At 72.0% G+C, this 21,565-nt stretch carries 16 protein-coding genes; 2 read left to right on the top strand and 14 right to left on the bottom strand.

The features are described 5' to 3' along the window. Window position 1 precedes the first annotated feature (1 nt). The 8 genes from ABZ990_RS23080 to eccD form a co-directional block, all read right to left on the bottom strand. Entirely contained in the window at window positions 2-343 is a 342-nt protein-coding gene (locus tag ABZ990_RS23080) for a hypothetical protein (RefSeq protein ID WP_361234605.1), read from the bottom strand. An 8-nt stretch (window positions 344-351) separates the two neighbouring features. After that, window positions 352-876, bottom strand: coding sequence for a YbaB/EbfC family nucleoid-associated protein (locus tag ABZ990_RS23075; RefSeq protein ID WP_361234602.1), 525 nt, complete (start codon window positions 874-876; stop codon window positions 352-354). After that, window positions 873-3,596 (bottom strand): AAWKG family protein, encoded by a 2,724-nt coding sequence (locus ABZ990_RS23070; protein ID WP_361234599.1) that lies wholly within the window; start codon window positions 3,594-3,596, stop codon window positions 873-875. Before ABZ990_RS23070 ends, ABZ990_RS23075 begins: the two co-directional genes overlap by 4 nt. Window positions 3,597-3,653: 57 nt before the next feature. Continuing rightward, complete coding sequence (locus ABZ990_RS23065; protein WP_361234596.1) at window positions 3,654-4,109, bottom strand: type VII secretion system-associated protein; 456 nt, start codon at window positions 4,107-4,109, stop codon at window positions 3,654-3,656. Window positions 4,110-4,245: 136 nt separating this feature from the next. Further along, window positions 4,246-4,569 carry a WXG100 family type VII secretion target gene (locus ABZ990_RS23060; protein ID WP_361234593.1) on the bottom strand — a complete coding sequence of 108 codons (324 nt, stop codon included), beginning with the start codon at window positions 4,567-4,569 and terminating at the stop codon, window positions 4,246-4,248. A gap of 65 nt (window positions 4,570-4,634) precedes the next feature. Then, window positions 4,635-4,976: a hypothetical protein gene (locus tag ABZ990_RS23055; protein ID WP_361234590.1), complete on the bottom strand. Its 342-nt coding sequence runs from the start codon at window positions 4,974-4,976 to the stop codon at window positions 4,635-4,637. Window positions 4,977-5,076: 100 nt separating this feature from the next. Continuing rightward, complete coding sequence (eccB, locus tag ABZ990_RS23050; RefSeq protein WP_361234587.1) at window positions 5,077-6,579, bottom strand: type VII secretion protein EccB; 1,503 nt, start codon at window positions 6,577-6,579, stop codon at window positions 5,077-5,079. Between the two features lie 44 nt (window positions 6,580-6,623). Further along, window positions 6,624-8,024 carry a type VII secretion integral membrane protein EccD gene (gene eccD, locus ABZ990_RS23045; protein WP_361234584.1) on the bottom strand — a complete coding sequence of 467 codons (1,401 nt, stop codon included), beginning with the start codon at window positions 8,022-8,024 and terminating at the stop codon, window positions 6,624-6,626. Window positions 8,025-8,327: 303 nt separating this feature from the next. Between eccD and eccCa the strand changes: the two genes are divergently transcribed. After that, on the top strand, window positions 8,328-12,293 hold the full coding sequence (gene eccCa / locus ABZ990_RS23040) for a type VII secretion protein EccCa (RefSeq protein WP_361234692.1): 3,966 nt from the start codon (window positions 8,328-8,330) through the stop codon (window positions 12,291-12,293). A 76-nt stretch (window positions 12,294-12,369) separates the two neighbouring features. Here eccCa and ABZ990_RS23035 read toward each other — a convergent pair whose 3' ends face one another. The 6 genes from ABZ990_RS23035 to ABZ990_RS23010 all read right to left on the bottom strand — a co-directional run bounded on the left by ABZ990_RS23035 (window position 12,370) and on the right by ABZ990_RS23010 (window position 20,436). Next, on the bottom strand, window positions 12,370-13,677 hold the full coding sequence (locus tag ABZ990_RS23035; protein WP_361234581.1) for a S8 family serine peptidase: 1,308 nt from the start codon (window positions 13,675-13,677) through the stop codon (window positions 12,370-12,372). Further along, entirely contained in the window at window positions 13,674-16,985 is a 3,312-nt protein-coding gene (locus ABZ990_RS23030) for a right-handed parallel beta-helix repeat-containing protein (RefSeq protein ID WP_361234578.1), read from the bottom strand. Before ABZ990_RS23030 ends, ABZ990_RS23035 begins: the two co-directional genes overlap by 4 nt. A 485-nt stretch (window positions 16,986-17,470) precedes the next feature. Then, window positions 17,471-17,833: a hypothetical protein gene (locus tag ABZ990_RS23025; protein ID WP_361234575.1), complete on the bottom strand. Its 363-nt coding sequence runs from the start codon at window positions 17,831-17,833 to the stop codon at window positions 17,471-17,473. Window positions 17,834-17,975: 142 nt separating this feature from the next. Beyond that, a complete protein-coding gene (locus tag ABZ990_RS23020) occupies window positions 17,976-18,422 on the bottom strand; it encodes a hypothetical protein (protein ID WP_361234573.1) in 447 nt (148 codons plus the stop codon). 440 nt (window positions 18,423-18,862) lie between these two features. Continuing rightward, window positions 18,863-19,594, bottom strand: a complete 732-nt coding sequence (locus ABZ990_RS23015) for a DUF4232 domain-containing protein (RefSeq protein ID WP_361234570.1) — start codon at window positions 19,592-19,594, stop codon at window positions 18,863-18,865. 212 nt (window positions 19,595-19,806) lie between these two features. Continuing rightward, window positions 19,807-20,436: an HAD family phosphatase gene (locus tag ABZ990_RS23010; RefSeq protein ID WP_361234567.1), complete on the bottom strand. Its 630-nt coding sequence runs from the start codon at window positions 20,434-20,436 to the stop codon at window positions 19,807-19,809. A gap of 339 nt (window positions 20,437-20,775) precedes the next feature. On the opposite strand from ABZ990_RS23010, the gene ABZ990_RS23005 reads away from it, so the two are divergent. Continuing rightward, the gene (locus ABZ990_RS23005) at window positions 20,776-21,342 is read left to right on the top strand and encodes a CGNR zinc finger domain-containing protein (RefSeq protein WP_361234564.1); all 567 of its coding nucleotides are present in this window, start codon (window positions 20,776-20,778) and stop codon (window positions 21,340-21,342) included. Window positions 21,343-21,565 lie beyond the last annotated feature (223 nt).

The following is a 21,565-nucleotide window of genomic DNA, read 5'->3' as shown; positions in this document are numbered from 1 at the left end:
ATCAGTGCCTTCCGGAGCCGGTCTTGGAGGCGTGCTCGTCGATCAGCTCCAGCGCGTCGTTCTGGGCCCCCTGGATGACGATCGCGTTGATGTTCAGCAGCTCGGCCGAGTTGGCCACGCCCCGCGCGAGGGCCTCGCAGGCCCCTTCCACGTCCGCGCGGTCCTTGACATCCCGGGGGTACAGCTCGCTCCACATCCGGTCGTCCCGGCCGGCCCAGCCGGCGGATTCACGGACGAGCGCGCTGAATTCACCGGTCAGCCTCGCGACGGTGTCGCCGATCTCGGCGTGCAGCCGCGCCGCCGCGTTGATGGCCGAGGTGTCGGCCGAGAAGACGTTCGCCACTGTTTCCTCTACTCCTCTGTGTCTTCGTGGATCTCGTCCCGCAACCGGGTCCGGCCGGTGCGGACCCGGGAGGTGTCCGGCTCCTCGAGGACACCGGAGCCGAAGATGTCCGCCCAGTCGAGGTCGAGACCCTTCATTCCGGGCAGCCCCGGGCGCGCCGAGGTGAACGGCGTCATCGTCCGCATCACCTGCCGGGACATCGCGTCGCGGGCCTCCGCCGCCGCCCCGAGGACCGAGGAGGCCAGTTCGGCCGCGGTCATCGTGCGGTGCCGGCCGTCGAGGAACCTCAGCCCGGTCAACTGCCCCTGGGAGCCGACGGTGACCTCCACCGCCCGGTCCCGGGAGCGCACCGTGTACGAGGCCTGGCGCAGCTCGGCCTCGGCCGCGGCCACACCGGCCGTGACCGCCTCCAGGTCGGCGAGCGCCTCGGCCAGGCGGTCGCCGATCGACTCGGCGAGGGGGTTCGCCCCGGCCGTGGCGTCCGGATCCGTCCGGCCGTCGTCCGCGGTGCCGTCGTACGTGCGCGCGTTCATCCGATCACCGCCGGTGCTCCGCCTTCCTCGGTTCCCCATACGTCCTCGTCCTCGTCCACCCAGTGGGCGCGCTGCCGTTCGCCGCTCTCCGTGGCCTGGCCGCCCTGCATGCCGCCCATCGGGGCGCCGCCCATGGGCATGCCCGAGCTGGTGGTCTGGGTCCCGCTCCCCCGGAAGGGCAGGGCGTCCGTGTCGAGCGAGGCGCCGGCGGTGCCCGGGCGGCGTGGTACGGACAGGTTGGCCGGGTCGTTGAGGACGTTGCGCATCCGCTCCGCGTTCGTCCCGCCCGCCCCGGCTCCCGCGCCCGCGCCCGCGCCGAAGCCGGGGTTGAGCGGTGTGCCGCCGCCCTGCTGCGCCCCGTCGGACAGAGCGGACCGCACGCCCCCGTATCCGTCGGCGGTGCCGCCCAGTCGGCCCCCGGTGAACGGGGTGCTGTCGTAGTCGGCGTAGTCGGTGTGGTCGGTGTGGTGTGCGCCGCTGAGGATGTCGCGGACGGGGAACGGGGTGTTCAGCGGGGAGGAGCCGCCGTGCGACAGCCCCGAGAGCCCGGACGGATCCGGGAGATGCGGGAGATCCGGCATGCCGGCCCGGTCGGGCAGCTCGATGGGGTCGTTCAGCCGGGTCGTGGTGTGGGTGCCGTCCGGCCGGGTGGTCCGCACGGTGCCGTCGGACGGGTCGAACACCTGCTTGCTGCCGTCGGAGAACTCCGTCGTGAGGGTGCCGTCCGCGTTGAGCCGGAGGTGACTCCCGTCCGGGTTGGTGAGGACCTTGCCGGGTTCCAACTTGGTAGTGCTCGTACTGCCGTCCGGACGGGTCGTCACCAACTCCCCGGTGCCGGGCCGGAACTCCGTCTTCGTGCCGTCCGGATACGTCTGCACCAGGTTGCCGTCGGCGTCGAGGCGGGGTCCGTTCGTCCGGATCGCCCCCGGGTTGAGGGGGACGGAACCGCCGGTGGACGAGCGCGGGGGCAAGGAAGTCAGGGAGGACAGGGAAGAAGGCAGGTTGAGGGGAACACTCCCGCCCGTGTTGAGAGCGATCCCACCCGGGTTCAGCGGGACGGAACCGCCCGTGTCGAGCGGAACGCCGCCCGGGCGGGTGTCTCCCAGGCCGGCGACCAGGTCGCCCAGTCCGCCGTTCAGGGGCACCGTCGTGCCGGCGCCGGCACCGTTGCCGTCGAGGCGCATCCCGTCCTTGAGGCTGTCGCCGAGACCGTCCGGGTTCAGGCTCCGGGTGAGGTTGTCGCCGATGCCGCTGAGGCCGTTGCCGAGACTGTCACCGAGCCCGCTCAAACCGGTGTTCAGAAGCTTCTGATTGTTGTTCAGGCCGTCGAAGAGGTCCTTGTTGCTCGCGCCCACGTCGGAGAGATTCTGGTTGAGGCTCTCCCACGCCTCCTTGTTCTTCTTGTCGGCATCGCCGAGCGCCTTCTCCGCCTTCTCCTTCTCTGCTTTCGCCTCCTCCTTCTCGTACGTGGCCGACAGGCTCCTGGTGCTCTTGGTCTCCACCGGCTGCTCCAGGTCGTGGGCGTTCTCGGCCCAGACCTTGCCGAGGGTGGAGAGGGATTGCCGGGCGACCGACACGAGATAGTGGTCGATGTAGGTGTTCCAGCGCTCGACCGCCCGCTCGCCGATCCTCTTCCAGGTGTCGATGTCGTCCAGCAGGCCGAGTCCGGGAATCTCCTCGGTGAAGCCGGGCTCGGTGTCGAACTTCTTCGTCGTCGTGTAGATGAGGTCCTCGTCGTTGTCCTTCCAGGTGGCGGGCCGCGCGTCCTCTCTGTACACGGTGACGTAGGGGACGTTGTTCGCGATGATCCAGGCGGTCACCGCGTCCAGTTCCTCCAGCAGCGCGCGGTGCGGATCGTGCTCGGCGGTGTCGGCCCAGTTCGCCCAGGCCTGCTGGAGCAGCCGCGCCTCCCAGTGGAGATTCCACTGGGCCTGGAACAGCATCTCCGCGTACGCGGAGGTGGGCTCGTGCCCGCCCAGCATGACGTGGCCGAATTTCTTCTCCGGGCCGCCCATCTGCTCCACGTAACCCTCGTAGTTCTTGTGGAGCGTCTCGACGAGTCCGCGTACGACGTCCGCCGACTGCCCTTTCCAGGCGGCCTTGTCGCTGCCCAGGCTGTCCTTCCAGGCGGACAGGGTGCGGAACTGGTCGCTGAAGAACTTCGCCGTCCGGTCGAACGAGGCGGCGGTCCGGTCGAACGAGGTGAGGTCGACGGCGCCGGCGTCCTCGACACTCGCTCCCCCGTAGGAGAAGTTCGTCGTCTTGTAGTCGTTCACCAGGGCGTCGAGGACGAATTTCGGGGCGGACACGTAACGCCACAGATCCGCGTCGTCCCATTCGTCGCCGTACTTTCCCTTGAAGGCGCCGCCCTCCCGGGTCGTACCGCCCTCCGACAGATGGCTCTTCCCCTCGCTGTCGGCGAGGGTCCCGATGAAGATGATGTCGGCCGTGTAGAGCCGTACGAGATCCTTCTGGCCGTGGTGCACGTAGAAGGCGATGCGGTAGTCCTCGCCGTGGGACGCCTGCCAGCCGGAGGAGGCCGCGTAGTCGTTCTTGTCCACGGCCCTGGTCAGGTGTTCCACCAGGTTCACCCGCATCAGCGGGATCCCCTCCCGGCTCTTCAGCTTGTCGAAGAGCGCGTTCCGGCTCGGCATCGGGTAGCCGGTGTAGAGCCTGACGGCCTGGGCCCAGTAGTCGTCTGTGTCGGCGTTGGATGCCATGAACGAGCTCCGCTGTGGTGAGGTACGAGGATGTCGGCCGCCGCCCGGCGGATGAGGTCAGGTGTTCAGGTTCCTGCTCCCGTCGGCGCCGCTCAGATCGCCGTCGACGTCCTCGAAGATGTCGAGCATCTTCTGGCCGTCGATCTCGGTGAGGCTGTCGCTCTGGGTGTTCCCGATGACCTTGAGGGTCTGCCGGAAGTCCCTGTCGATGTCCCTGAACAGCCTTTCCTGGTCCGCGAGGATCTTGTCGATGGAGGTGGCCGACTTGGTCACCCCTTCGACGAGGGACTTCCCGTGGGTGAGGTCGTCGGCGGTCATCGGGCCGATCGCCAGGAACTGGTTCTGCTGAAGGGTCTCCGGAGTGGTCTGGTTCTCGACGAGGCTCTTCAGGGCCCTTCCGGCGCCGGCGGGGTCGTCCTGCCGGATGTTCTGCGTCGCGGTCACGAAGTCGTGCAGCTCGGTGTCGATGAACGTCTGCAACGACTTCCCGTCGAAGTGGGACAGTCCTCCCATGGGAACCTTCCGAAGGTAGAGGGTCGGCCGGGCGTCCGGCGCCGGTGTCCGGTGCGGATCCGCCCGATCGGCAGCCAGGGACCGGACACCTGGAGGCCGAACGCCAGACGCCGAACACCGAGCGCCGGACGAGGAATCAGCGGCCGATCTTCACGTCCGACCACATCTGGCTGAGCGAGTTCTCGGTGTACTTGTAGTTGCCGGAGACGTCGGTGAGGACGTCGGCGTTCTGCTTCAGGAGAAGCTTCATGTTGTCGACCGCCGTGTTCCAGGCGTCCTGCTTCCCGATGTACACCTTGGCGTCGTCACCTCCCCAGGAGTCCATCAGCACCTGGAGTTCGGCGTTGAGGTTCGTGATCGTCTGCGCGATCGCCTTGGTCTGGTGGACCATGTCGTCCGCGGCGTTCTGCATATGGTTGTAGTCGACGTGGATGTAGCCGTCGCTGAAGTTGTCGCCCATGGGGTGCTCGATTCGTCTCGAAGTGGTTCGGTCGCGCCCGAGGAGGAAGAGGATCCGCCGGGACCTCAGCCGCCCGTCAGCTGGTCGAAGATCGCTTCGGACTGGTGATACGCCTGGTTGATGGCCTCGTTGGACGAGCCCTGGTTCTGCTGCATCGAGCTCAGCGTGTGGTTGAGGGTGCCGATCATCTCGTCGAGGTTCCGGAGGATCGTGTCGGCGTGACCCTCCCACTTCTCGATGAGTCCGGTGTAACTGTGGCCGTCGCTGCCCTGGTAACCCGTACTCAGGTTGTTCCGCATGGCCTCCACGTCCTGACGGGACCTCAGGATCCCGGTGAAGGCGGACTCCAGGGCCATGATGCCGTTGCGGGTCGCCGGTATGTCCGCGGTACGGACTTCGCCTGCCATGCCATGCCTTTCGGTCGTCACTGCTTCGAGGTGTGAGACACGGTCCCACACATACGTTACTCGCCACGCACACCTTGGAGCGCCCGACACATGTGAATACTCACATCTTTCCCTTCGCCGGCGTGCTCCGCGCGCCGCAGTGCGCCGGTGTGGTGGAGGGCCGCACCGCGCCGGCGGCCGCGTCCGGGTCCAGGTCCGGACCGGCGGGCAGCATCGCGAGCAGCGGGGCGGGCAGGGCGGAGGTCTGCTCCTCGGCGTACCCGAGGGCGCCGAGCGCTTTCGCCGTCGGTACGCGGTACTTGGTGCCGGTGTCGTCCACCAGGTAGGTGGTGGTGCCCAGGGCGGTGCCGCCGGCGCCCAGGACGCGTACCAGTGCCGCGTGTCCCGGACGTACCACCACGGCGTCCACCCGCAGACAGGCCGGTGCGGCCTCGGCGAGCGGCTGGGTGACGGGCGACAGGTCCCCGGTGGCCGCGAGCAGGGTGGTGACCTTCGTGCCGTGCTCGCCGGGTTCCACGCCCGCGCACACGGACCGGTCCGGGGCGATCACCGCCGCCCTCGGCGGTGCGGCCGGCAGTCCCTTCGCGTCGGGGGCGCGGCCCTCGGCGCCCGGGGCCAGATGCCGTTTCAGCGCGTCCGCGCCCAGTGGCAGGGCGCGCGGCGGCTTTCCGCCGTACGCCCCGTCCCGGGTGTGCGGGTCGCCGAGTGCGAGGGCCGCCTCGGTGTCGGTCAGCGGCACCAGGCCCTCGGCGCGCAGGAGGTAGTAGGGGTGGGCGGCCGATCCGGGCACCCGGGTCTGGAACACCTGGCCGACGGTGCTCGGCGTGCCGTCGAGGGCGGGTCCGGCGCCGCCGCGTCCCGGGGTGCCCGGTGCCGTCAGGTCGGGGCCCGCCACCAGGGCGTTCAGGAAGGCGGCGGACACCTGTCGCGGCGTCACGGATCCGTAGCCGAGCGACACGGCGGCTCCGGTCCCCGGGTCCAGGCGGAGCCGGCTGCCCTGCCAGACGAGGTAGGCCGTCCCGTCGGGGGCCTTCGCCACGATGCCCTGGTCGGCGCCCAGTCCGCGGCCGGGTACGGGCGCGCCGGCCACCAGGGTGGTGTGCGGGGCGGGGGTCCCGGGGGCCGTGGCGGCCGTGGTGGACTCGGTGGAGCACACCAGCCAGGCGCCCCGGTCCAGGGAGTTCGCCGGGGGTACCGACTCGGGGGCGCCGGGGATGCCGACGGGGGCGCCGACCGGGGTTCCCTGGAGCGACGCGGTGGCGACGGTCGAGGCGGTGAGGTCCTTGCCGGCGATCAGCCGGGCGGAGGCGTAGTTGCGGACCGGTCTGAGCCGCCCGTCGATGTACAAGTAGCGGGCGCCCGTCTCCTTGTTGACGACGAGGGTGCCGGTGGTCTTCCACGAGGTCTTGCCGCCGGGCGAGATCAGGCCGAGGACCACGGCGCCGGCTGCGATGAGCACGGCGACGAGGACGCCGATGCTCACTCCTCTGGTGGTGCGGGCCAGCGGGGTGTCGGGGGCGTCGGGTTCGGCGAGGAGCATGCCGGCGGCGAGCCGGCTCATCAGGAATCCGTGTGCCTGGACCTGGTCGCGTTTGGACTGCATGGTGTGTCACCTGGGGGCTTTCGTCGGGGTCGGCAGGGGCGCGGTCACCCGGAGACGGCGCGCAGGAGCCCGAACACGCCGACGGCCCAGAGCGCGAGCGGGAGCAGGCTGATGGCGAGCGCGGACTGCAGGAGTTCGGCGGCCCGGCCCCAGTAGGGCAGCATCCGGCGGCCCGGGACGGTCCAGGTGACGACGGCGAGGACGGCGGCCAGGGCGAGCAGGCCCGCCGCCAGGACGGGCCGGTCGCCGGGGTCCAGCCGCGCTCCGGCGCCCACGAGCAGGGTCGCGGCGCCCAGCGCGCCGGGGATCACCAGGGCCAGCCGCTGTCCGGTGTGGACCATGCCTCGGCCGTGCATGAGCAGGATCAGCGACAGGACGGCCGCGACCAGCGCCTCCGGCAGGTCGGGGTGGTGGGCCAGGAGCAGCAGGCAGCCCGTGGCGACGACGCCCGTGGAGGCGTACAGCGCGGTCATCCAGCCGGCGGCGAGTTCGGTGCGGGTGGCGACGTCGCGTCCCTCGTACGGCTCGATGCCTTCCTGGAGTTGGCCGGGGTCGCCGGGCAGCGGCGGCATCCGCAGACCGGCCAGTTTGAACGAGAGCGCGGGGACGAAGCCGCCGAACACCACCACGCAGGCGGCGATGCCGCAGGCCGCCTGGTCCACGGGGACGTCGAGGACGCTCGTGGTCGCGCCGCAGACGGCGGCGACCACGCAGACCAGCGCTCCGGAAAGGAAGAGCGGCGGGTAGACGGCGACGCAGGCGAGGGCCAGGACGGCGGCGCCCGCTCCCGCCGCACCGGCGGCCAGCAGCCGGGCGCCGAGGACGTGGTGGGCGTCGGGCCCCGCCGTGTCCCCCGCGGGCAGCAGCCATCCGGCCAAGGCCAGGGCGGGCATCGCCATGATGCCGAGGGTGGCGCTCGTGGGCGCGTCGCCGACCGCGCGGGACGCGGTGGCGGCACCCGCGAGCAGGAGCAGCCCGGCGGCGCCGGCCGTGGCCACGCGGGGGGCGACCGGGCCGCCGGGCCAGGCCAGCAGGCCCAGGCCGAGGAGGAGGACGCCGGCGACGAAGCCGCGCAGCAGGCGTCGGCTCGTCTCCTCGGTCCAGGCGTGGAGCCGTTCGCGGGTGATGTCGGCGATGCCGTCGACGAGGTCGTCCAGGCGTACTTCGGGCATCGCGTCGGCGCGCGGGCGCAGATGGAGCACGTCGCCGTCGCCGAGGCCGAGGGTCTCCAGGGTGGCTTCCTCGTCGAGGGGGCGGTCGCCGAGCCGCTGGAGGACCCAGCCGCCGTGGTCGAGTCCCTCCTCCTCCAGGTCGTCGCCGCAGTAGCGCAGGACGGTGGGCAGGAGGTCCGCCACCGGGACGTCCGCGGGGACCGCCAGGTCGATGGTTCCGGCCGGGGCCCGAACGGTGAGGCGGCACAGGCTGGCCACCGAGGTGTCGCTCATGGTCGGCACATTCGCTTTCGCGGAAGGTGATCGGGTGGGTCGGGAAGGTGTGCAGGGATGCCTTGTGCCGTCCGGATGTCCGGACGACACATAGGTGTGTGTTCCCATGGTCGGATGTGTGAGCCCGTGACGGAGGACATCCGTCTAAGGTGTGTGTGCAGAGTACCCCTGCCGCCGTGCCGGGTCCGCCGCGTTCACATCCCGCCGCCGGGCCGGGTGTCTTTCCGGCCGCCGCCGCTCGAAGGAGCCGATGCGTTGAGTTCCGTGCTTTTCCGCCGCCCCGCGCGCCGCCGTGGACCGGACATGCCCCAGGGGGAGTTGAGCCTTCAGGAGCCACCGGTGCTCGCGGAGGCGGTACCCGACAGTTCGGCGGTGTGGACGTATCTGCCGATGGCGATGATGTCCGTCTCCATGATGCTGATCTTCCTGCGCCCGGGCGGGTCGAACGGGGTCTTCGTCTATCTGTCGCTGGGGCTGATGGTGCTGGCCTCCGCCGCCATGATGGTCGGTCAGTTCATGCGCCGAGGCGCCGAACGCAAGCAGCGGCTGCGCGGTGAGCGGCGCGACTATCTGAGGTATCTCAGTCAGATCCGCGGACAGGTCCGGCGGGCGGTGGCGCAGCAGCAGTCGGCCCTCGCGTGGCGGCATCCCGAGCCCGCCGCCCTGCGTTCCCTGGTGCGCACCACCCGGCTGTGGGAACGGCGGCCCGCCGACGAGGACTTCGCCGAGGTGCGCGTGGCCGTCGGCGACCAGCAGCTGGCGATGAAGCTGACGCCGCTGTCCACCAAGCCCGTGGAGGATCTGGATCCGCTCTCGGCACATGCGCTGCGCCGGTTCATACGTGCCTACAGCACGGTGCCCGGTCAGCCGGTGGCGGTGTATCTGCGGTCGTGGGCACGTGTGCTGCTGCGCGGCGACGAGACGGCGCGGCGCGACCTGGTCCGGGCGATGGTGGCGCAGCTCGCGGTCTTCCACGCGCCGGAGGATCTGTGGATCGCGGTCTGCGCGGGTGACGGACGGCGGGCCGACTGGGAGTGGGTGAAGTGGCTGCCGCACGGCCTGCACCCGCAGGAGGAGGACGGAGCGGGGCCGGCCCGGATGGTGACCTCCGACTTCGGGGAGCTGGAGGATCTGCTGGGGGCGGAGTTCGGCGAGCGGCCGGCCTTCGACCCGGAGGTGCCGCCCGGCCGCGAGGAGCCGTACACCGTCATCGTGCTGGACGGGGTGACCGTGCCCTCGGGGCACCGGATGGACGGTCCCGGTTTCCGCAACGCGGTCGTGCTGGACCTGGCCGACGCGCTGCGCTGGCGGCCGGGGCGGGCCACGCTGCGGCTCGACGTACGACCCGACCGCGTCCGGCTGGTACGGACCGACCGGGCCCGCAAGGAGCAGACCACGCCGCTCGGCCGGCCCGACGCCCTGGGTCCGGCCGGGGCGCTGGCCCTGTCGCGGCTGATCGCGCCGTACCGGATGCGGCTGGCCGCCACCGCGGCCGAGCCGCTGGCCGCGGACACCGAACTCACCGCGCTGCTCGGCATCCCCGATCTGTACCGGCACGAACCGGCGGCGCTCTGGGGCCGGTTCGGCGGGGCGGGGCGGCTGCGGGTGCCGATCGCGGTGGGCGGCGACGGTCTGCCGGTCGAGCTGGACATCAAGGAGTCCGCGCAGGGCGGCATGGGGCCGCACGGCATGCTGATCGGGGCCACCGGGTCGGGCAAGAGCGAGTTGCTGCGGACCCTGGTCCTGGGGCTCGCGCTGACCAACTCGTCCGAGACGCTCAATTTCGTCCTGGTCGACTTCAAGGGCGGGGCCACCTTCCTCGGTCTGGACGAACTCCCGCACACCTCGGCGGTGATCACCAATCTCTCGGACGAGGTCGCGCTCGTCGCGCGGATGCAGGACGCCCTGCACGGCGAGCTGATCAGGCGCCAGGAGCTGCTGCGGGCCGCGGGCAACTACACCTCGGCGCTGGAGTACGAGAAGGCCCGGGCGGCCGGAGCGCCGCTGGATCCGCTGCCGAGCCTGTTCGTCGTGGTCGACGAGTTCAGTGAACTTCTCGCCGCGCACCGGGAGTTCATGGAGCTGTTCGTGATGATCGGACGCCTCGGCCGGTCGCTGGGAGTGCATCTGCTGCTGGCGTCGCAGCGTCTGGACGAGGGCCGCATGCACCAGTTGGAGGGCCATCTGTCCTATCGGATCGGACTGCGTACCTTCTCGGCGATGGAGAGCCGGGGCGTGCTGGGCGTCCCGGACGCCTACCAGCTGCCCTCGCAGCCCGGCAGCGGCTATCTGAAGAGCGGTGTGGAGGCGCTGACCCGGTTCCGCGCGGCCTATGTGTCGGGCGGCTACCGCCGGCGCGGCGGGGCGGTCGCCCGGGCCCGGGTGGCCCGTCAGGTGGTTCCCTGGACGTCGGCGTACGTGGTGCCGCGGGCGCCGGCCGGGCCCGCCGTGCCGCCGCCGGCCGAGGAGGAGCGGGAGTCGGGCGACACCGTGCTGTCGGTGGCGCTGGACCGGCTGCGCGGATCAGGGCCGGCGGCGCACGAGGTGTGGCTGCCGCCGCTCGGTCTGCCGTCGCCGCTCGACGCGCTGCTCGAAGGCCTCGGGGTGGACGCGGAACGGGGGTTCACCGCGTCGGGGTGGGCCGGGAACGGCCGGCTGAGGGTGCCGGTGGGTCTGGTCGACATGCCGTTCGAGCAGCGCCGTGCCCCGCTCGTGGTGGACCTGTCCGGCGCGGAGGGGCACGTCGGCATCGCGGGTGGTTCGCAGAGCGGCAAGTCGACGCTGCTGCGGACCCTCCTCGCGGCGCTCGCGCTCACCCACACCCCGCGCGAGGTGCAGTTCTACTGTCTGGACTTCGGCGGCGGCACGCTGTCGGGGCTGTCCGGGCTGCCGCACACGAGCGGGGTGGCCTCACGACTGGACGGCGAGCGCATCAGCCGTACGGTCGCCGAGGTGTCCGCGGTGCTCAACCAGCGGGAACAGTTCTTCCTGGACCACCACATCGACTCGATGGCCACCTATCGGCGGCGCCGGGCGGCCGGCGAGTTCGCCGACCAGCCGCACGGCGACGTCTTCCTGGTGGTGGACGGCTGGGCGACGCTGCGCCAGGACTTCGACGCCTTGGTGCCCACGTTCCACCAGTTCGCGGCGCGGGGCCTGAACTACGGCGTCCACCTGGTCGTCACGGCGTCGCGCTGGATGGAGATGTCGACGCAGGTGCGCGACCAGATCGCCACCCGGCTGGAGCTGAAGCTCGGCGACAACATGGACTCGGTGATCGACGTACGCCGGGCGGCGCTGGTGCCCCGGGTGCCGGGCCGCGGGCTCACCGTGGACGGGAAGCTGCACTTCCTTTCGGCCCTGCCGCGCGTCGACGGGAGCTCCGCCGCCGAGGACCTCACCGACGGGGTGGCCGCGCTGGTGGAGCGGATCGCGGACGCGTGGACCGGGGCCGCCGCGCCGCGGGTCAGGATGCTGCCGCATCTGCTTCCTTCCACTGAACTTCCCCCGGCCGGGGGCGCGGAGGGGCTGCGGATGCCCCTGGGCATCGACGAGGAGACCCTGTCCCCGGTCTGGCACGACTTCGCCCGCACCCCGCATCTGATGGCGATCGGCGACACCGAGAGCGGCAAGACCAATCTGCTGCGGCTGGTGACGGCGGCGATCACCGAGCGGTTCACGCCGAAGGAGGCGCGCATCCTCGTGGTCGACTACCGCAGGGAGCTGGTGGAGGCGATCCCCGAGGAGTACCGCCTCGGACACGCGGTGTCCCTCGGCTCGCTGCAGGAGATGGTGGGCGGCTCCCAGCGGGCGCTGACGACCCGGCTGCCGGGTGCGGACATCAGTCCGGCGCGGATGCGGCAGGCGGACTGGTGGAAGGGGCCTCGGCTGTTCGTGCTCGTCGACGACTACGACATGCTGGGCGGCAGCAACGCCTTCGACCATCCGTTCGCGCCGTTGTTCGAGTTCCTGGCGCTCGGACACGAGGTGGGGCTGCATCTGGTGGTCGCGCGGTCCGCGACCGGGGCCGGCCGGGGCTTCGGCGACCAGTTGCTGCGCCGCCTCGGCGAGGTCAACACGCCGGGCCTGCTGCTGTCCTGCCCGCCGAGCGAGGGGTACGTGTTCGGCAACACCAAGCCCCGCAATCTTCCGCCGGGCCGGGCCCGGTACATCGCCCGGAACAAGGCGACGCTGCTGCAGACGGCGCTGACCGGCCGGGACGGATCCGAAGGACCCACCGGCCCCGGCGAGTCCGGCGTGCCCGGGTGACGGCCGGCCGGACGACGTGAGAGGGGGTCGGGTGGGAGCACGCTCCCGCCCCGACCCCCTCTCGTGTCTCCGCCGGTCAGCGGCGGGCCGGCCGCCAGCCGCGGGCCCGGCCGCGCGGCACCGCCAGGGCTGCCCAGCCGGCGAGCAGGACGACTCCGGCGCCGGTGGCCGAGACCAGTACGGCGGTCCGGGTGGCCCGTTCCCCGTGCGACCGGTCCGGCAGCCGTACGGCCCCGGCGTGCGCGCCGAGCCCGCCCCCGGTCGCCCCGGTGTCCCCCGCCACGGAGGCGACCGCCGCGTACACGTCCAGCCTCGGTACGTCGTCGGGGTAGGCGGTGGACGTCAGCCGCCGGGCCGTCTCGACCGCCGAGAGGTCCGGCTGGGCCGACCGTACGAGGGCCGCGGCGCCCGCCGCGTACCCGGCGGCCAGCGAGGCGCCGGAGCCCACGAAGTGCCCGGCGCCGCGCGGCCCGATCCCGACCACCGCGTCACCGGGCGCGGCCAGGTCGGCGTGGGCGGGAAGCCACGCGCCGTCCGGGCGGCCGCCCCGGACGTCCACGTCCAGGACACCCAGCACTCCGGGGGCCGCGGCGGGCCAGTAGTCCCTCGGGGGCGGCGGGGACGTTCGCACCGTGGTGGTCCTCGGGGCGTCGGGCACCGCGGCGGCCACGAGGAGGACGTCGTGCCGTGCGGCGTAGGCGACGGCGGCGTCGAGGGCGCTCGACCGGTCGGTGAGGGCCGCCGACACCGTGACGACCCGGGCGCCGGCGTCCACGGCGCCCCGGATGCCCGCCGCCACCGAGGCCGGCGTCGGCGCTCCGCGCTCCGTGGTGCCCCGGGCGGCGACGATGCGCGCGCGGGGGGCGACGCCGTGGAAGGCGGTGCCCTCCGCCGGTGCGGCGGCGATCAGACCGGCCACGAAGGTGCCGTGGCCCACACAGTCGCCGCCGGCCGGGCCGAGGGCCCGGACCCGGCCCGCCAGGGTGGGCGCCCCGGTGGACACACCCGTGTCGACGACGCCGACCGTGACTCCGGCGCCCTCGGAGATCCGCGCGGCCCGGGGCAGTTCCAGGCTCAGGTGCTCCCAGGGGGTGTCGGTCGCGGTGGTGGCGGACCGCCCGGTGCAGGCGGCGCCCGGGGCCGGCTCGGTCGGCAGGACGGGCAGCCGGACGGCGGGTCCGCCCTCGGCGAGGGCCGGGGGCGCGAACGCGAGCAGAGCCGCCGTCAGCCCGGTCGCCAGACCGGCCGTCAGACCGGCCGTCAGCGTCGCCGTCAGTGCCGCCGGGGTACGCGGCCGGGTCCGCGAGGCACGGGGGCGGGTGGGCGTGCTCTTCGGGGCGGGCGGGCCCGATCGGGCGGGCCGGCCGTCCGGGGCACGGTTCATGCGGGCAGTTCCTCCCGGTGGGGCGTGTCCTGGGGCAGCAGGAGTCTGAGGTCGTCGAGGCCGGGGGCGGCCATCCGGCTGATCCGTCCGGCCTGGCGCGTCATCATGCCTTCGAGGACCTGGCGGGCCAGGCGCGCGTTGCCGAAGGAGCGGTCGCGCGGCAGGGTGTCGAAGTGCTCCCGCAGCATCTGCCCGGTGCCCGGGCCGCACTCGTAGCCCGCGCTCGCCGCGTGGGCCCGGACGATCGTCACCAGTTCGTCGGAGCTGTAGTCGGCGAACTCGATCCGCCGGGAGAACCGCGAGGACAGGCCGGGGTTGGAGGCCAGGAAGCCGGCGATCTCCTCGGTGTATCCGGCGGCGATCACGACGACTTCGTCACGGTGGTCCTCCATCAGCTTCAGCAGCGTGTCCACGGCCTCGCGGCCGAAGTCGGAGGCGGAGGCGCCCTCGGGGGTCAGGGTGTACGCCTCGTCGATGAACAGCACTCCACCGACGGCCCGTTGGAACACCTCTCGGGTCAGCTGCGCGGTGTGGCCGACGTACCGGCCCACCAGATCGGCGCGGGAGACCTCGACCAGCTGGCCTCGGGGCAACACGCCGAGCGAGGCGAGGAGTTCGCCGTACAGCCGTGCCACGGTCGTCTTGCCGGTGCCGGGCGGTCCGGTGAAGACGAGGTGGTGGCTGATCCGGGGCACGGGCAGGCCCGCGGCCTCCCGCCGGCGGGCGGTGGACAGCAGGTTGACGAGGTCGGTGACGTCCCGCTTGACGGCGGCGAGCCCCACCAACTCCCCGAGCCGGGCCAGCGGGTCGGTGCCGTCGTCCGGGTCCTCGCCGAGGACGGCCGCGGCGGCGTCCGCACCGACGTCGTCGGGGAGGAGGAGCTGGAGGTCGTTCTCGGAGATGTCGGCGAGCGCGGCCAGGCGGGTGGCCTGGCGGTCCACCATCTCCTCGAACACCCGGCGGGCCTCGCGGCCGTTGCCGAACGCGGCGTCCTTGGGCATGCGCTCGAAGCGTACGGCCAGGGCCCTCGGCGTCGACTCGTCCAGCCGGTACTGGTGGCCCTGGCACATGGTCTCGACGATGGCCACCAGTTCGGGCACCGAGTAGTTCTCGAACTCGACGGTCCGGGAGAACCGGGAGGCGAGACCGGGGTTGGAGGCCAGGAAGTCGACCATCTGGGCGGAGTATCCGGCGGCGACGACCACCACGTCGTCGCGGTGGTCCTCCATCAGCTTCAGCAGCGTGTCGACGGCCTCTCGGCCGAAGTCGGCGCCGGAGCCCTGCCCGTCCGACAGCAGGGTGTACGCCTCGTCGATGAACAGCACACCGCCGAGGGCCCGTTGGAACGCCTCGGTGGTCTTGATCGCGGTGCCGCCGACGATCTGGGCGACCAGATCCGCCCGGGAGACCTCGACCAGGTGCCCGGAGCGCAAGGTGCCGAGCCCGGCGAGGATGGTGCCGTAGAGCCTCGCCACGGTGGTCTTGCCGGTGCCGGGCGGTCCGGCGAAGACCAGATGGCGGCTCATCGGCGGGGCCGGCATGCCAAGGCTCGCCCGGCGCTGGGCGAGCCGGGTCAGATTGACCAGCGTACGGACCTGTTCCTTGACGTTGTCCAGGCCGATCAGGGCGTCGAGCGCGGCCGACGCGGAGTCGTCGCCGTCGGCCCTGGTCGAGGGCGCGGCGGCCGGATCGGTGCCCTCGGCGTCTCCGGCGCCCCAGGCGTCCCGCTTGCCGTTGCCGGTGCTGTTCAGGCCCTCCACCACCACGCGGTCGCCCGCTCTGGCGTGGACGAGGCCGCCGCCCGCGTTGTCCCGGACCGCGCAGTTCACCACGGAGACCGGTGCCTCGGACTCGATGCGTACGCCGTCCCGGCCGCCGGCGCTCGCCTCGCAGGCGGTCAGGGACGCCCGGCCGCCCTCGGCGATCAGCACCCCGTGCTCCGCGCTCTCCCGGGCCGTCACCCGGGTGGCGGTGAGGTCGCCGTGCGCCTCGACGAGGACGCCGTGCCGTCCCGCCCGGGTGACCGCGCAGTCCCGTACGGTCAGGGTGCCGGCGCCGCCGACGAGGAGCCCGGTGTCCCCGGGGTCCTCCACCGCTCCCCCGCCGACGTAGGCGTTCCCGTCATCGTCCACCCGGATGCCCGCGCCCCCGGGCCGCCGGATCACACAGTCCTCCAGCCGGCCCCGGCCGTCCCGGGTCACCTCGACGCCGTGCCCCGCCGGGGCGATGATCCGCGCCCTGCGGACCAGCGGGTGGGCGCCGGAGCGGATCGTGAGGCCGGCGCCCTTGGCGTCCACGACCTCCAGCCGGTCCAGTTCGGCGGCGGACTCCTCCTCCAGCAGCAGCCCGGTCGCGGCGCAGTCCCGTACCGTCAGGCCGACGAAGACCGGCGAGGACGACCCGGCCACCCGGACCGCGGGCGCCTCGCAGGCGTCCGCCCAGCAGTCCTCGAAGGTGCCCCGGGAGCGGTCCGCGACGAGCACTCCGTGGCCCTTCGTCCGGGTCACCCGGCAGCGGCGCAGCAGCGGATCGCTGCCCCGGCCCACGGCGATGCCGACGCCGGAGGTGCCGGTCACCCGTACGTCCTCGACGACGGTGCGCGACTCGCTCGCGAGGTGCAGGCCGGTGGTCGTGTCGTGCACCACCGTACGCAGCACGCTGACCGTGCTGCGGCCCTCCAGGGCCACCGCGGGTTTGTCGGTGGAGGAGATGTCGCATTCCTCCAGGGAACCGTGGGCCTCGCCGTTGGCCAGGACGCCGTTGCCGCGCGCGTCGCGGATCACGCAGCCGCGTACCGTGATCCGGCCCTGCTCGCCGATCACGACGCCGGTGGTGCCGAGGTGTTCGAGGGTGGAGGATTCCACGGAGCTCTCCGCGGCCGAGGTGACCACCACGCCGGCTCCCGTGCCGTTGGTCACCCGGCAGTCGCGCAGGGCCAGTGAACCGGTGCCCCGGGCCAGCAGGGCGGTCCACGAGGAGGCGGTGATCTCGCAGCCGTCCATGGCCACTTGGCCGCGCGGGGCGTCGACGGCCGGAAGCTCCTCGTCACGGCCGCGCAGCACCAGGTCGGTGAGCATGACGGCATCCGCCTTGAGCGTCAGGGCGGTGCCCCGGCGCGGGGCGATCTCCACGGTGCCGCGCGCCTGGGCGGCGACGATGGTGACGGGCGTGGTGATCGTCAGATTCTCCGGGTAGGTGCCGGGAAGGACGCTGAGCACCGCGCCGCTGCGCGCTCTGGCCAGCGCCTCTCCGATCGTCGACAAGCCGTCGGCACTGTCCGGGCCGACGGTGAGCACCTGGCGAGACACGCGTGGTTCCTCCTCAGACGAAGACACCCCCGGCGACCGTGGTCCGGGGTGCCCTGCGCGGGTGGCGACCGGGGTGTCGGTTGCCGGGTCGCCGCGGCGGGTGGCGGTCGGGGCGGACATGTGGGGAAACATGTGGCGGAAATCCGTCGTTCCCACGGCCTTCACCGGCACATGTGCGCGATGTCCCGTGCCCCGTCAGGCCGCCCCGGGGACCAGAGTAGTTGAGGACGGCGGGCGGGGTGTCACCTGTGTGCACATGTCCGTCGTACGTTGTCGGGTGCGAGGAGTTCCGGTCCGCCTCAGGTGTCCTGGGTGCTCCGGGTGTCCTGGGCACGCGGCGACCCGGGCGTTCCGGGCGTCCGGGGTGTCGCGGGGCGGCGCGGGGTGGCGGACCTCCTCGTGACGCGAGCCGGGCCCCGCGGTCCCGAGGACGCGCAGGGCCCGGCTCGGAACGCCGGTTTCAGGGAGCGGAGTTCCGCCGAGGGTTACGGCTGTCGCACCCGGTAACTCGTCATGGTCCACGGGAGGTCCTGCTGGGCCAGTGAGCCGGTGGCCCAGGCGGTACCGGTGCAGTCGGCTCCGCGATAGAGCTCCAGGGCGGCGGTCCCGGAGACGACCTGGACCGATGCCGCCGGACGCGACAACGTGTGGCACGTACCAAAGTCGTCGGTGTCGACGGTCGTCATATGACCCGTCCCGGTCGTTCCGGTGTACAGATAGGCGCCGTCACGCAGCGGCGGCCAGCCTGCGGCGTCCGCCGTACCGGCCCCGAGTCCGAGTCCGAGCAGGGCCGCCGCCGCGGTCAGGGCGGCGGCCGTACGGCGGTACTTCACTCCGTTGTGGGACATGTTTCTCCGTCCTCCTTCCCCCTCCGGTACGAGGGGTGGGGTGGTGCCGCCCTCGGCCGGTCGACACCTCGGACCAAAGATGTTTACATGTTCAACCACATAGAGGTGAGAGCAATTCTCGCCATCGGCCCATGGACATGTGTCAGGAAGCGTCGCCTTGGACGTCTCGTTCCCCGGCAGGGTTCGCGGCGACGGCGGCCGCGTACTGTTCACGGAGACCGGCACCGGCGCCGGTGCTCGGGTCGAGTCTGCCGAAGACCCAGTCGACGGGACGGCATTCCCGTGCGCCGGGCAGCCGCACGACGAGCGGGACGACGGCGAGTACGTCCGTCGTACGGTGCCAGGTGCCGCCGGCGTGACGGGCCAGGATCTCGCCGACGTAGCAGCCGAACGCGACCAGCGACTCGGCCATCTCCTCGCAGGTGACACCGTCGGTCCGGAAGCCGGCGAGGATTCCTTCCACCAGGTCGACACTGGCGGGACTGTAGTCCAGCTCGACCCCGCTGATGTCCGCCGCGGCCTCGACGATGACGGCCGCGAACCGAGGCGCGCTGTCGGGCTCCAGAGGGTGTTTCAGATGCAGCTGCATGGTCGTCCTCGGACTGTCGCCGTCATGGTCGTCGCGGCCGGCCGAGGAACCCCCGGCCGGGCGTGCCCACCCGCGCGGACCCGGGTCACGGACATGAGTCATGGACATGGGGTCACCGACGTGCCGTACACGCACCGCACACCATACGGGGTGTCCCGCGACATGTTCAGGAGGGCCGCACGCGGGCCGGGTCACGCAGGTGTCTCCCGGCCCGCTCCGGATCGACTGACATGCCTCCCGTGTCACACACCGGAGCACACATCCCCCTGGAGCACCGCCATGAAGCAGCTGCCGCGGACGGAACACACCCCGCTGGTCCGGACACCCCGCTTCGGCACGCGGTCGGTCCGGGGTCAACGGCTCGATTCGCGCCTGCGGCGCATCGATCGACGGGACACCCGGACCAACCGCCGGCAACCGACTGATCCGAACGAAACTGCCTAACGGACCGAGAAGGCACCGAGCTTGAAGGAGTCGGCGCAGAGGCTGAAGACACCGCCCGGGGAGCCGTCCGCCTTCATCACGTTCACCGTGGTGCCCGCGTCCTTCGGCAGCGCGACCTTGACCATGGACGACTCCGTCCGGCAGGAGAAGCGCGCGGTGCCCTCGGTGTTCACGTCGTTGTACAGCACGTCGGCCGTCGCCGTGCCGCCCGCCGGGATGTCGACCGCGTCCGAGCCTTCCTCGGAGTTGTCCGCGGAGACCGGCCCACCGCGCTTCGCGTCATCGGAGACGGTCACGACCGTGGGACCGACGATGGTGCAGGCGGCGCCGGAGGAGTTGGTGATCCTCAGCGAACCGGCGGCCGCCTGCGACTCACTGGCGTGGTTCCCGCTCTGACGGAACTGCGCCGAGGTGTTCCGGGTGGTACAGGCCACGGTGGCGCCGCCGTCGTTCGAGCTGCCCCCGCCGGTCGAACCGCCGCCGCCGGTCGAACCGTTGCCGCCGGTCGAGCCACTCCCGGAGGAGCTGCCGCCACCGGACGAGCCGTTCCCGGACGACGCCTCAGCCGAAGCAGAGGCCGAAGCCGAGGCCGTGGTCGAGGCCGACGAACCGGCGGCGGCGCCGGCATCGCCGCCACCGTTGTCATCGTTGCAACCGGTGAGCGCGAGCGCGGACAGGGCAACGAGTGTGCCGGCAGCGGCTATACGGGTACGGGCACGAGTGCGCATGAACTTCCTTCTTCTCCATCAAACGATCCAAGAGCGAACTGAGAAAAAGGATGATCCTCAAAGAAGCACTGGTTTCATCCGACGGCACGCCCTCACCAAGTCCGCACGAACTCCGCCCAAGATCATTGCCGCTCCCCACACCGTCCACGCGACCCTCGGCCCCTCGGCCCGCCGGTGTGACACCGGTGGACCGAGGGGCGGTTCCCCGCCGGTCAGTCCTTCGCCGTCAGCGGCACTCCGAGAAGTTCCTCCAGCGCGGCCACGGTCCGCCGGGGCTCCTCGGCGTGCACCGTGACGAACCCCAACTCCCGGGCGGGCGGCAGAAACGCCTCCGTGTCGTCGACGAACACGCACGCGTCGGCGGGCAGGCCGAGGCCGTCGAGGACGAGCCGGAAGATCTCGGGTTCCGGCTTCCGCAGTCCGTGGTCTCCGGATATCACCACGGCGTCGAAACGATTCTCCAGATCGTGCCCCGCGTAGAGGTCCCACGAGCCGACGCCGACCGAGTTCGACAGGATGCCGACCTTGATTCCGGCCCGGCGGGCGGCGTCGGCGGCTTCGAGCAGCATCGTCTCCGGACGCAGGTCGGCGAAGATACGGCCCAGCAGGTCGTCGGACGGGAGGCCGGTGCGTTCGGCGGCGGCCGCGTTCCACTGGGCCTGGGTGAGCACACCGCGCTCCAGGTCCTCGGTGCGCCGGACCATCTCCTCGTCCAGATAGAGGGAATGGAGCAGTGTGCCCTCGGGCAGGCCCTCCCGGCGCTCGAAGGCGAGCGCGGCCGGGAGCAGGGGGGTGGTGAGCACTCCACCGAAGTCGAGGACGAGTCCTGTGCGGTTGGTCATGGCCCGCATGCTAGATCGTTTCGACTCGGGACGGGCAGGCCGGGCCCGGACAGCGGCATCACACATGTGGCGTCGCCCGGGCGGTCGCCGGGTGTGTCCCCTCGTCCTTATCCCGGCGACGGCGGCGGACGGCTGCTCCCCCAGCATCCGCCCGACCGATCGCCGGCACGGCCCCGGGACAGGAGGTCAGGCCCTACTCCGCACCTGGACCGGCGCACGGCAACGAGGCACCAGATGGCCGGAGTTCTCCGTCGGGCCCGCGTCACCGCGATGGTGCGCCGAGGAAGTCCTGGCGGGCGCCGCCTTGTACGGACCCACATAACCCGCCAAGCTGGTTACATGACGATGCACCGACATGTTTTCGCTTGCGGTGACCCCGCACTCGACTTCATCGCGACGCTCCGCGCCCGTCGCTCCGCCAGAATCGACGTACTCACGGCACCGGGCCGCCTCGATGCGTGGTACCTGGAGTCCGGACTCGTCGACTCCGTCAGCCCCGGCGCGGACGCCGATCTCGCGCGGGCCCGGTCCGTACGGGAGGCGGTCTACCGGCTGGTGACGGACCGGCGGCAGGGCAGACCGTACGACGAGTCGGCACTCGCCGTCGTGAACGACGCCGCGCGCCGGCCCGCCGCCCGGCCCCAGCTCGCCCCGCCCGGCCGGCGGACGACGGCCACCCCGCAGGAGGCCCTGTCCACGGTGGCCCGCAGAGCGGTCGAACTGCTCGGCGGGCCCGAGTCCCGTCTCCTGAAGGAGTGCGGAAACCCGGAATGCACCGATGTCTACGTCGATCGCTCGCGGGGCGCGAGACGGCAGTGGTGCGGCATGAAGTCCTGCGGGAACCGGTTCAAGGCCGCCGCCTACCGCGCCCGTAAGCGCAACGCGCTTGTCCCGGCAGGTCGTTGATCGTGGGCGGCGGTGCCTCCGCACCTCGTACGTCCGCGCCGTACGACATACGGAACGGCGGACCCGGCCTGCCCGGTTCGGGGACACACCTCAGGGGCATGCCGTTCCGAGAGACCACCATGTCGCATGGGGTGTCATGTGCCGCCCGCACCCTCCCGCACCGAAAGTCCGATGTGGGTACCATGCGCAACGTCATCCATTACGAGGGAGTGAACGGTTGTGA

The sequence above is a fragment of the Streptomyces sp. NPDC046203 genome, assembly GCF_040646255.1.
Classification (GTDB): Bacteria; Actinomycetota; Actinomycetes; order Streptomycetales; family Streptomycetaceae; genus Streptomyces.
Note: the sequence above shows the minus strand (reverse complement) of the source record. Positions and strands in the feature narration are given on the sequence as shown.